At 47.7% G+C, this 12,112-nt stretch carries 10 protein-coding genes; 2 read left to right on the top strand and 8 right to left on the bottom strand.

What is annotated here, in order from left to right; translation table 11 throughout:
• Nucleotides 1-60 precede the first annotated feature (60 nt).
• Together Q0698_RS01085 and Q0698_RS01080 are read right to left on the bottom strand one after the other, a co-directional pair.
• Nucleotides 61-921, bottom strand: a complete 861-nt coding sequence (locus Q0698_RS01085; RefSeq protein ID WP_298632875.1) for a polyprenyl synthetase family protein — start codon at nucleotides 919-921, stop codon at nucleotides 61-63.
• A gap of 5 nt (nucleotides 922-926) precedes the next feature.
• The gene (locus Q0698_RS01080; RefSeq protein WP_298632874.1) at nucleotides 927-1,157 is read right to left on the bottom strand and encodes an exodeoxyribonuclease VII small subunit; all 231 of its coding nucleotides are present in this window, start codon (nucleotides 1,155-1,157) and stop codon (nucleotides 927-929) included.
• 131 nt (nucleotides 1,158-1,288) lie between these two features.
• Here Q0698_RS01080 and Q0698_RS01075 point away from each other — a divergent pair, with 131 nt between their 5' ends.
• Nucleotides 1,289-1,531 (top strand): YebG family protein, encoded by a 243-nt coding sequence (locus tag Q0698_RS01075; protein ID WP_298632873.1) that lies wholly within the window; start codon nucleotides 1,289-1,291, stop codon nucleotides 1,529-1,531.
• 572 nt (nucleotides 1,532-2,103) lie between these two features.
• Nucleotides 2,104-2,808 (top strand): SDR family oxidoreductase, encoded by a 705-nt coding sequence (locus Q0698_RS01070; RefSeq protein WP_298632871.1) that lies wholly within the window; start codon nucleotides 2,104-2,106, stop codon nucleotides 2,806-2,808.
• Here the strand turns inward: Q0698_RS01070 and Q0698_RS01065 are convergent.
• The 6 genes from Q0698_RS01065 to Q0698_RS01040 all read right to left on the bottom strand — a co-directional run bounded on the left by Q0698_RS01065 (nucleotide 2,743) and on the right by Q0698_RS01040 (nucleotide 12,099).
• The gene (locus Q0698_RS01065; protein ID WP_298632869.1) at nucleotides 2,743-3,213 is read right to left on the bottom strand and encodes a 2-amino-4-hydroxy-6-hydroxymethyldihydropteridine diphosphokinase; all 471 of its coding nucleotides are present in this window, start codon (nucleotides 3,211-3,213) and stop codon (nucleotides 2,743-2,745) included. The genes Q0698_RS01070 and Q0698_RS01065 overlap by 66 nt on opposite strands.
• 21 nt (nucleotides 3,214-3,234) lie before the next feature.
• Nucleotides 3,235-4,836 (bottom strand): GMC family oxidoreductase N-terminal domain-containing protein, encoded by a 1,602-nt coding sequence (locus tag Q0698_RS01060; RefSeq protein ID WP_298632867.1) that lies wholly within the window; start codon nucleotides 4,834-4,836, stop codon nucleotides 3,235-3,237.
• A 53-nt stretch (nucleotides 4,837-4,889) separates the two neighbouring features.
• The gene (locus tag Q0698_RS01055) at nucleotides 4,890-5,990 is read right to left on the bottom strand and encodes a methyltransferase (protein ID WP_298632866.1); all 1,101 of its coding nucleotides are present in this window, start codon (nucleotides 5,988-5,990) and stop codon (nucleotides 4,890-4,892) included.
• Nucleotides 5,991-6,053: 63 nt separating this feature from the next.
• Nucleotides 6,054-8,858, bottom strand: coding sequence for an EAL domain-containing protein (locus Q0698_RS01050; RefSeq protein ID WP_298632864.1), 2,805 nt, complete (start codon nucleotides 8,856-8,858; stop codon nucleotides 6,054-6,056).
• A complete protein-coding gene (locus tag Q0698_RS01045; RefSeq protein WP_298632863.1) occupies nucleotides 8,855-9,811 on the bottom strand; it encodes a mechanosensitive ion channel domain-containing protein in 957 nt (318 codons plus the stop codon). The genes Q0698_RS01050 and Q0698_RS01045 overlap by 4 nt, the downstream gene beginning before the upstream one ends.
• Nucleotides 9,808-12,099 (bottom strand): hypothetical protein, encoded by a 2,292-nt coding sequence (locus Q0698_RS01040; protein WP_298632861.1) that lies wholly within the window; start codon nucleotides 12,097-12,099, stop codon nucleotides 9,808-9,810. The genes Q0698_RS01045 and Q0698_RS01040 overlap by 4 nt, the downstream gene beginning before the upstream one ends.
• Nucleotides 12,100-12,112 lie beyond the last annotated feature (13 nt).

Genomic DNA, 12,112 nt, shown 5'->3' with positions numbered 1-12,112 from the left:
GCTTTCCTAGCAATGAAACTGCCCTTGAGTGCGAACGTCAGGTTACTGCGTTTGAATGGGCTAGAGCGCTCGACTGACAATATAGTCAGCCATTCCGCGCAACGCGTTGATGTCGCCTTTTAGCTCACCTAATGCAGCGACGGCTTCGGCATGCATCTTCGCTAATTCTGACCTTGCGCCATCAAGGCCTAGGAGGCTGACGTAAGTAGGTTTTTCGTTGCGAGCGTCAGACCCTTGAGGCTTGCCAAGCGTAGTGGTGTCGGCGGTCACGTCAAGAATGTCGTCTTGGATCTGGAAGGCGAGACCAATCGCATCGGCATAACGCCTAAGCGCAGACAGTTCAGATGCATTAGCCTCTGATGCCAAACCTGGAAGCACACAGCTGGCAACAATCATTGCGCCCGTTTTGGCGCGATGCATTGCCTGAAGTTCTTCATAGCACAACGCCGAGCCGGCCGAAGAAACATCGATTGCCTGGCCGAGTACCATGCCCTGCGGGCCTGCCGCTTCGCAAAGCGCTGTTAATGATGCGCTGATAGTTTGAGGCGGCATAAGGCTTAGCTGCTGGAATCCTAGGCTTTGGAGTCCGTCGCCCACTAAAATCGCTGTGGCCTCATCATACTTTTTGTGACAGGTAGGTAGACCACGCCGGAGGTCATCGTCGTCCATAGCAGGAAGATCATCGTGAACGAGTGAATAGGCGTGAATTAACTCAATGGCTGCTGCAATAGGGTCAGCGAAATCTTGATTTAGACCAACAGCCTTGGCTGTGGCATAAACGAGTGCGGGGCGAACTCGTTTGCCGCCATTAAAGACACTGTAGCGGATAGCCTCGTCAAGTAAGGTTTCGTTGGCGAGTTGCTGATCGAGGTAAGACTCTATTCGCGCTTGGCTAGCAGCGGCGAAAGACTTGAATGTCACGACGCTTATTGCTCCGGATTAAAGGGAAGAGTTTCGTCAGCAGAGTTCTGTGCTATCAACTGTGAAACCTTCTGTTCGGCTGCGCTAAGCGATTGTTGGCATTCGCGAGTTAGAACGATACCTCGTTCAAACTTAGTCATAGCATCTTCCAGCGACAGTTCACCCGCTTCGAGTTCATTCACTAACGTTTCTAGCTCAGCGAGTTTTTGTTCGAAGGCATCGGTTGGTTTGGGCATTTTACTTACTCACTCTGTTTTCTCTATTGTCGTATTTTTTGCGAAATAGCGCAATCGAACCGCTTCACCATTATCTAGTAAATACTGGTACACTCCTAGCTTTGATGGGCAGTGACAACTAGGAGAAATTCATGGCCGTAATAGCGATGTGGAAGTGCGATAGGGATGGGAAGATGTTTGACGACAAAAAAGAAGCAGAAAAGCATGACAAAATGTTGGAACTTGCTGCCGGCTTTACGGATCTCTTTGAAGCACAGGCAAAAAGCTTAAATGAAAAAGATGCCGAAAAGATTGGCTTATTGTTGGCTCAGCATGCAGATATTGTTATTTCCGCATGTAAAGGTAAGCCGGAACAGCTCTCCGAAATAAGTTAAATTGTACAAAAAACGTACAGATGTGTAAAAACCCTTAGTTAAGGGTTTTTGCGCCCCGCCTGTTAAGTCTATCCACACTCTTATGCACAGCTTTCATAGAATAACTTTATGGGTTTTGGTTACATTTTGATTATGTATTTTTGTACAGTATGTGCTGTGGCCAATTATGAGTAAAGTACGTTCTAGGCCTTGTAAATAGTGGTCTTTAGCTGTTTTTATGTAATCTATTAGTGGCCGTCATGCTCAATTCGATATTCGCTTAAGCTATTGATAAATATAGAGTTTTTAGATTATTAATCTAGAGTATAGAGGTAGATAACTCGTCATTGTCTTTGCTAAAAGTTAAATTCAAATTTATTCGTATTTTTCTTAAAAAAAAGCTTGATTTTCCGCTAGCCCAGAAACTATAAAGGTTTGCGCTAGATGGCCGTACAGTTTTTGTAAAAATAACTTATCCACAATAGGAGCCAGGACTTATATCCTATGCTGACCTGAGTGAATTACGGATGTTTTTCACAGCTTTAGCATTTTAGGATAAGATCTCTTGTATAGAGCGGCTGGCGGAGATACAAATGAATACAATAGTGGTTTCAGGTGCAAGTAGGCGTTTCGGATTAATGGTCGCCGAGCGCTACTTAAAACTTGGCTGGCAGGTCATCGCACTATCGAGGCAGTCGAGCGCGGAGTTGGATACGTTGGTAGCACAAGGAGTGCTATGGATAGCGTGCGACTACGAAGATAAGGGCTCGGTTTTGAAGGCTCTGGGGCAGATTGAGCAGCGAGTCAAGTCCATTCAGCTATTGGTACATAATGCGTCGTATTTTGCAGTAGACTCCACAGATTTTGATGCTTGGGATCAACTTGAACGTTTTAATCGTGTGCATGTGCAGGCTCCCGCGCTAATGAACTATCAGCTCCAACCACTACTTACCAACCTCGATCAACCTGGGTTGATTGTTCATCTAAGCGACATCTTCGCTGATCGTCCTCGAGCGGCTCATGCTCGTTACTGCTCCAGTAAGGCGGCATTAGAAAACCTAACTAAGTCGTTGGCTTTAAAGTGGGCTCCCGGTATACGAGTGAATAGCATTCAACCCGGGCCGGTTAAGTTTCTGCCATCGCATTCTGAAGCAGATAAAGCTCGAGTGCTTGCTGAAACGCCCCTTGGTTATGAGGCAGGATTTGAACCACTGCTGAAGGCTTTAGACTACTTAGTTGATAACCAGTTTGTTACCGGTTGTAGTTTGAAGGTTGACGGTGGAAGATCCATCGCTTAGATCAAAGTGGTCGCAGTGAATGGCGGCGTACCGATTTGAGGTGAAGACCGCCTTAACGTAGCTTTCGTCGCTTGCCAGGAAACTCTTCGGCTGAGGAGTATCCAAGACTTGAAAGATGTCGATATCGCAGCACCTATTTTTCACACTGCAGAGTGGGTCGTCACGATCTCTGCCAAGGTCGCGTTCTATCTCGTTCAAAATAGCTTTGACTTGTGAAGGGCTCAGAGAGCTCTCAAAAATCGCGGCGGTATTGATGAAGTCATTGACTTCTATCATATCCACCGCAGCAGTAACGACTCTTGGGAATAGTGTAATGCTACCCATGCGCAGGGTTAATTCGGCAACGGCAGAACCGATATTCTTCTCCGGGCGGATGTTACTGCCGATACTTACATGATAGTACATAGCTCTATTCCGTTACGCGATCTAAGCGAGTTTCATTTCATGAGCGATTTTCTCAGCAATCATGATAGTTGGGGCGTTGGTATTGCCGCTCACTAGGGTGGGCATTATCGAGGCATCAACAACTCGCAATCCTGATACGCCATAAACGCGGCATTGGTTGTCGACGACTGCCATCGAGTCAGTGCTTGGACCCATTTTGCAACTACCAACAGGATGGTATTGCGTATCCGCGCGGGCACGGATATCTGCCATAAGCTCAGTGTCGTTTCGATAATCCACCGGGTATAAAAGCTGTTCTCTCACTGGAAGCAGTGCTTCAGAGGTGAGAATTTCATGCATTTTTCGAGCGCCATCCAGCATCGTCTGACGATCTCGCGGATCGGCTAAGAACTGGGGGTCAATAAGCGGCGAATCCTTTGGGTCGGGGCTGGCGAGAGAGACAGTTCCTCGGCTATAAGGTCTTAGTACCGTAGCGTGACAACTAAATCCATGCCCTAGATGGAGCTTTCGCCCATGATCGTCCACCATGCCGGTTACAAAAATTAACTGGATGTCGGGTCGATCAGTACTGGTAGTCGTTGAGAAAAAGGCGCCGGACTCTGCGATTGAGCTTGTGATTCGCCCCTCTCGTTTACGTACCCATTGAATGCTATCTCCTATTAGCTGGAGAGCACCTTTGAAGGAAATACCAAAACTTGAGTGGGTTTCATTGCAGCGATAATCCACAACATAATCAATATGATCTTGAAGATTTTTGCCCACACCAGGCAACTCAATTTGAGGGCTAATACCATGTGCGGCTAACTCATCAAACTCACCTATGCCAGAGAGTTGAAGTATTTGTGGCGATCCGAAAGCACCCGCAGCGAGTAACACCTCGCGAGTGGCTTTAATAACCCGTTCCTTTCCCTGAGTGCTTACCACGACTCCTGTCGCTACTCCGTCTACCAGGGTGACTCGATGAGTCAGGGTGTTGGTGAGTACTGTAAGGTTATCTCGCTGCAGGACGGGGCTTAGGTAGGCTTTGGCGGCGCTGCATCGCTCCCCGTCCCAAATAGTCCGTTGTAGAATATGAGCGCCACGCTGCGTTGCGCCGTTATAGTCATCATTCCTAGCGATACCATTGGCCTCACAGGCCGCAATAAAGCGATCATTGAGTTCGCTTGCATGAGATGGACTACTAACGCCTAGCGGACCCTCAGTTCCGTGGAGTTCATTGTGGAAGGTGTCATTGCGTTCGGCTTTAATAAAGAAGGGCAATACACTTTGATAATCCCAACCATCGTTACCCAATGCCGCCCACTGGTCATAGTCCTCAGCTTGGCCACGAACGTAAAGCATCGCGTTAATGGAAGACGAGCCGCCTAACACCTTACCTCGAGGCTGGTATCCTCTCCGGGTATTGAGCTCGCTTTGTGGTGTCGTATTATATTTCCAGTTCGACTGCCCCAATACGGCTAGGCCCGCAACGCCTGCCGGCGCATGAATGAATGGGTTGGTGTCTTTTTTTCCTGCTTCGATAAGTAACACGGAGACGTTAGGGTCTTCACTGAGTCGCGAGGCTAATACACAACCGGCTGAACCGGCTCCTACGATAATAAAGTCGAACGCAGTTGATGACATATAGGTATCCTTGGAAGTCAGGCGCTTCTGAGAATCATATCTCAACCGCGCGATTAACGGAGTTTGGTGGCCCTCAATACAACGAATTTGGCATTACTGGCGATAGTTTCGCAATGGCCAAATAGTTTTTTTAGTTTTCCATGATAGTTAAGGTGCCTATTGCCAACAATAACCAGTTGGCCTCGAACTTTCAAACAACGTAGTGAAGCGGTGAACATATTCCACGCAAGGAAGTCGCCGATGACTTGTCCTTGGTGAAACGGAGGGTTGTTAATCACTAGGTCGAAGCGATTAGCCATGCTCTCACCTAGGGTATCTACCCAATTAAAGTTCGCTGCATTCGGCTCGCCAATCAAACGACTCCAATTACTACGAGCGCTATCGATAGCCATCGATGACTCGTCAAAAAAATGAATCTCGCTAGACGGCGAACGCAGAGCGCACTCGATGCCGATAATACCGTTGCCACAGCCTAGATCGGCAATCTGAGCTCGTTCAGGTAAAGGAGGAAGATGTTGAAGTAAGAAGCGGGTGCCGATATCAATACTTTTACTCGAAAAAACGTTGGCATGAGATCGATATTCACGCCCTTCATAGCTGAATTGATTGTTCGGTAGCGGCGGTACTTCGAGTGAACTGTCGAAATGACTGAAAACTAACCGCGCTTTTTTCTTTGCTAGCGACCGGGTAGTCGGGCCAATAATCTGTTCGAACAGTTCAATGGCGCGCTGGGGTAAATGCTTTACCATTGCGGTGCCGACTACGATTTGTCCTTCGGTCAGTATCGCTCGCAAGAGCCGTAGTTGGTAGGCAAGTAAGTCCATGGACTTGGGGATCTTGACCACGACGGGACCAGTGGCGGCGACGAGAGGACTGACAGCATCAATGAGTTTTGGGCCGGGGAGGTTATTCTTTTTCGCATTCAGTTCAGTTGCGATAATACTCAATTTAGAATCTGACACGCTCGTCGTGCCGTGACACCCCAGCGAAATTGCACCGAAGCTATCATTGATTATTAATGCGGGAGCATGTTCGGCGAAGTGGTCGTTAAGCCAGGTTAAGACAAGTTCATCCGCAGCATCCCAGGCTCGCAGCGATGAGTCATGATTAGTAGGGAATCGGGCCAATTCTAAATTGTTTATTGGGGATTTCATGAACATTTTAAAACTCGCTCTAAGATTTTGTGCGCTATTGTACCTGCTTGCGCCGTGCAGTCATTAATGACGATCAAATTTGCGGATAAACTCGATTAACTCGTCTTTATAAAGCGGTTTGGCATAGAAAAACCCCTGTCCGCAGTGAACACCTTCGCGAACAAGTAGATTTAGCTCGGACTTCGTCTCCACACCCTCAGCGATTACGGTTACGTTCATCTGGAGAGCGATAGCCATAATGGCCCGAATAATGGCAAGATCTGTCGGGTCATCAACGGCGTGTTGAACAAAACTTTTATCGATTTTGAGTGCATTGATCGGAAACCGTTTGAGATAACTTAGGCTGGAGTATCCAGTCCCAAAGTCGTCGATAGCAATACGGATGCCTGCTTGCCGAAGCTCGCGAATCTGCCGAGTGGTAGACGGAGCATGGTCGAGCAGAACTGACTCGGTTATCTCAATTTGAATTTGCTCGGTCTCAACACCGAATTCCAAGCGAGCCGTGTTTAACTCCGTAAAAAAGGTCTGTGCGCGAAATTGTTGTGGAGAAGCATTGATTGAGAGGTAGCCAGGAGCTTTCAGCAGTGATGACCATTCTTTAAAGTCCCTCATTGCCTCATTCATCACCCACCTACCAAGCTCGTCGATCATACCTATATCTTCCGCGATAGGAATAAACTCATCGGGTGAAATCGAACCAAATTCAGGGCACTCCCAACGACAGAGCGCCTCAACCCCAATGATTGTGGAATCAGCGAAGTCGATTAAAGGCTGGTAGGCTACGCGCAGTGTATTGTTGGAGAGATCACGACGCAGGGCGGTCTCTAGCTTCAAACGCCGTCGGTTAATATCCAACATCTGATCTTCGAAGAAGGCATAGCGGCGTTGATCTAAATCTTTCGCTATATACATGGCGGTATCAGCGTTACGAGTCAGTTCGGTAAACTCAGTGCCATTGTCGGGAAACAGCGTAATACCAATGCTCGCACTCACATAGATCTTGCGGGCACCAATCTCGAACACCAATTCTAATGCATTGACCAATCTATCTGCCGTTTTAGCAGCGAGTTGTCGAGCGGAATCAGTTGGGAGTTGCTTGAGAATAACTGTGAACTCGTCGCCTCCTAGGCGGCATATGGTATCGCTCGGACGGAGAGCCTGCTTCAGACGAGCCGCGACAAGTTGCAGTAGTTCATCGCCAATCTCGTGTCCGTAGTTATCGTTGATTATCTTGAAACGGTCTAGATCGATGAACATCAAAGCTACTACAGTATGCTCTCTGATCGCTTCCGTCATTGCACGCTCTAGTCGATCCTTGAATAGGAAGCGATTCGGTAGATTGGTTAGTGAATCAAGGTACGCCATTTGCTCTAGGCGCTCCTCTGAATTCTTCTTTTGGGTAATGTCTTGGCTCAGCATAATAACGTGCTCAATCTCTCCGTTTGGTGAGTTAACGCAGTACATAATTAACTCGCTCGGAAAGCTGTCCCCATTGGCAGTTTCTTGGGTTACCTCACCTGACCATTCTCCGCTTTTTATAGTTTGTCGCCAGATATAATTAAAGAAGGCGCTGGAGTGTTTTTTACTAAGCCAATTTCTGGCAGAGTGACCCACTGTCTCTGATCGACTAGCTTGGAAAGTCTCTAAAAATCGTGCATTACAATCTTCCACTTGTTGCTGACGATTGACAATGAGGATTGCCTGACTCGAGTGACTGAATACACTCGAAGAGAGACGAAGCTGGAGCTCTTGCTCTACCTGCTCACTGATATTGTAAGCGATACAAACGAAGCCATTATGGCGGCCATCCTGATCAAACAAAGAGGACAGAGCTAGCCGGACTGGAATCGGTGTCCCTGATTTGCTTATAAAGGTAGATTGCGTGAAGACAGCCTGCGTATCACCCTGTGAGGATGAGTGCCGGCGGCGCATCAAAAAAGCTGTGATAGATTGTTGATCCTTTTGGTTCACAGGTTCGAAAACCAGCGGTGAATGGCTGCCGACTAATTCTTTTCGCTGGTATTCAAGAAGATCCTCAGCAGCGTTGTTCATGGTCCGAATAATACCATCTAGATCTAAGGTAATGATCGCATACTCGGCGCTAGCGATGATTGCTTGATTGAGCTGTTGGCTCTCAAGAAGTGCTTCCTGTTCATCATTAAGCTGATTCACCAACTCGTCCACGGCATCACTAATAGTTGTTAGCTCGTCATTCCCGTCGAGTGTGATCCGAAGGTCAAGATCGCCCATTTTCCATCGAGTCAAAACCTGAAGCACCCGCTCTAGACGACGAGTAAAGCGGTTGTGAATAGCAATCAATAATATGCTGGCGCCGAAAACCCCAAATAATAGGTTGAAGAGTGACTGTTTGATGACGGGCCCATAAGCTCGTTCCAGCCGCTCATCCAGGTTAATCTGATAGCTTATTCGAAAGCATTCGGCTTCGTAGTTTAGACACACGGGAAGCGAACTGACGAGATACGCGTCAAGTCGGCGGTCAACGTAGTCGTTTTGATCATCCGCTGCGCTTGCAATGAGTTGTTGGTGACGTAAGTCAGCAGTTGACGGTTCTGTCAGTAATGGCGAGTTTGATAATGACTGCGGATCGTTAGTCAGAAACGAGAAAGACGAATATTCCTTATCAAGTAATAAGATCTCGATGAGGTATTGAGCAAATGAATCGTCGAAGTGATTCACTGCTTCTTCAAGCAGCAGCTTCGCTGCTTGAGTTTCACGTAAAACCTCAAGCTGAGCAGCGTCCTCTATCGAGGTTTTGATTTTTAGCCAGCTATAAACATGATTCGCAGCAGCGACGGCGGCAGTGATGACGAACAGTGAAACAGCTAGAAAACTCCGCAGCGACTTCATTCGCGGTTGCTCTCGCTCGCAACGGGTTCGGCGATACGGGCAGCTTCACCTTCTGTAGCATTAAGATGGCGATGCAGGACGGCAGCCGGTTTTATACCCTTTTGACCAAAGGCCTCTATAACTCTTAGGTTCACGTCGGTCTCGAATAGTTTTTCGTAGCGGGTGTCTAAAACGTAAGCTTTAAGGCGAAGTTTTATCGCTACATAATTATCGAGTACCGTTTGCTCCACCAAGACTACAATCGGACGGGGTAGATGGATATAGCGGCTACTTGCTGCAGCTTCTTCGATAACAGCGCGCGCGGCGGCGACATTCTGATCGTAGCCGATGTAGAAATCCATCCCAACGTGCATGTCTAGTTCGCCGAAGTTACCACTTACTGTGGTGTCCGATAGGAATTTATTGTTAGGAATGGTGACGATGTCGTCATTCAATGTCTTCAAGCGGACGGAGCGCAGTCCAATACTTAGAACGTCCCCATACTGTTCGTCGAAACTTAATCGATCGCCTACCTGGAAGGGACGATCGATCATGATGATAAGCCCCGCAACAAAGGATGCGACTAGATCCTTTAAACCAAAACCAACTGCAACCGCTAACGTCCCGCCAATTAGCGCTAACACACGTTCGTCGACACGGAGCGAAATATTAAAGACTACAATGGTGGTTGCGATGTAGACAGCGAACTGCAAAATGGTTTCGAGCTTGTGAAGCAATAATCGTCGTTGGACAAATTGTTCGCTTATTTGCTGAATAATATTGTGAACAAAGCGCATGGCGAGGATAACGCCTATCACGATGACCACGGAGCTGAGAACGCCCGACCAGCGAATTAGTTCGCTAAGTTGTCCCAATGCAATTTGAGGTGCCTCCGTGAGTTCTTGTGCCATAAGGCCTGAGGTAAAGACTGACGAAATAGCGAGAGTGCTCAATCGCTGCAAATGACGACTCATTTTTTTAGCTCTCCCATTACCAGTAAGTGTTTGCGTTGCATCAAAGAGCAAATTTCCCGATACCAGAGCCAACTGACTCGATAAAATCCCTGTTCGGTTCGCTCGACGATACTGAGATTACCTAATAAACGAAGTGCATCGATGACTTCTTCAGAGCTGCACTTGGTGGCGTTTTCGATATCAGAACGCACGGCTAGCTCCAGTTGAAGTATGGCTCGCAATACCAAATGTAAACTTACCGAAAGGTTATCAATGCTACCGTCTCGAGATATGTCGAATACCTGCACGACTAACGTTGAAGGTTCGGAAGGGCAAATGAAGAGAGACTCTGACCAAAGCTGCAGAGCAATACCAGGGTTGCCACCGCAGTAGTCGCTAAGAATCCTGCGAAAGCGAATGTTCGCTAACTCCTTATCGCTAGGTTGAACGAGTTCGTCAAACTGTCTTGGGAGATTGAGGCGATCAAAATTTAATTTGAGCGAAAGGTATGAATTTGTGCTGTCAATCAGTGTTTGAACCTCCTTGGCACTCCAAATTGGCATCCGATCTTCGAGATCAAATTTGAAACGCTCGCCTCGAGCTCGCTGAATAAAGCGCCAGGCCGCAGTGTCAATAGTAAGCACCCATGAAATCGCGCCTGAGGAGCGGCGTATCAGACGGATAAGTCGTTCAAATTCCGCTAACCCGCCAATTGTAGGCGTTACTAAACGATGGGCGTTATCAATACAAATAACCTGTTCTTCGCTATCGCGCAGAAACGAGATAACTTCACCAACGCTTTGTGCATGACTAAATATCTGCGCCTTCATCGCTTCGAGAAATTGCTCAAAATCACCTCGAGGACAATCAACTACTCGTACATTAACGGCCTCGCCATTAGGGCTTATATCGTGCGTCATCAGCCCCTTAAGTAGTGCTGTTTTCCCCGAGGCTCTAGCCCCATGAACAAGGCTTATTGTGGATCTATTCAAATTAATGAGCTTACGAATACGTTGACTAAGCAGCGCGTCAACGGGGATGTGTTGCCCAGGGCCTCGAAGGATTTCATCCTTCTTTGATTGGCTGATAGCGAGGAGTTTCGGATTGTCTCCTTCAGACTTAGCCACCTGTTTGGCAACTTCCACCTTAAAGAGGTAGGAGAGGAGAATTCTGAATGTCGGGTTCTCGGCGAGGACCGCCAGAACGGAGCGGCTTAGCCATTGCCAGCTAAGATAACTGGCGGCTATAGGGACAACGTACCAAACACTCAAGCCTGATTGGTGGCGGAGACACCACTGAGCGATGCTAACTGACTGGTAATCAATCCGGCTAAGTGTTTCAAAGATATGCGCTTTCCAAGCAACGCAGTGAAAAACGATGATTGGCAGGCATACTGGAACTAAGGCCAGCAGATACCACGACTCTAGAGTCATCTTGGCCAGATTCACAACGTGCACGGCATCGGAGCCGAACGCAATTAGCGCGCCGATTACCGCTACACTATATATGACACGCCAACGTTTTCGGGCGTTACGATCTAGGGTGCTGTTGCGTCGATACTCGTTAGCTCCAATGGTGTAAACGAGCCTCGCAGCAAGAAAAGAACCAAAGGCCCAAAAGAGCGCACTGTGTAAAATACTGAAATCGATACGAGGTAATTCATGTGTCACAATTTTCATAACGGCCGACAGTAAAAAAAGCAGTTCAAGAGGTCTGCGCAAGGAGAGTAATAGCCAGCTAAGGGTTGAGCGCCAACGGGAAACCTGCTTTTCGCTATTGAGCGCTGCAATCTTTAGCTTTGGGACGAGCCGCAGCCGCCAGATACCGAAGACGAACATCAGTAGCAGTAGTTGCCCAGCTAGTCTCGCTTCAACCATCGCGGATAGCTGCCAGCCTGATTCGGCATTATAAATAGATCGTTGAAATTCGAAGCGTTGTGTATGGGTAAAAAGTTTGATGACGGCGATCTCTGTTCGAGCCGATAACAGTCCTAACTCACCTAGGCCATAGATCTCTCTGCGAAGTACCGATGGTGCTTGGTCGAAGATCGTCCGACGAAGTGTGAGTAGGGCAAGGAGATTTTGGTGCAACCCAGTCACTTCTTTAAGCGTCGTTTCCGGGTTCGCTAAGTGTTGCTCAAACTCAATAATCTTGTTGTTTAAATCATTGTCGAACTGACGAAATTCGTACTCCGATAAAACGGCTTGTTGTGACAGGCGCTCTGTCCAGTAATCCAGCATACTTTCATTGCGGTCTAGGGGAATGCCTTGATTAAAAGGGACTGCTGCATGCGAGAACGGTACCGCCATCAAGGTAACTAGG

Origin of the sequence: uncultured Umboniibacter sp. (genome assembly GCF_947497555.1) — a bacterium.
GTDB lineage: Bacteria > Pseudomonadota > Gammaproteobacteria > Pseudomonadales > DSM-25080 > Umboniibacter.
This window is presented reverse-complemented; position numbering and strand designations above follow the sequence as displayed.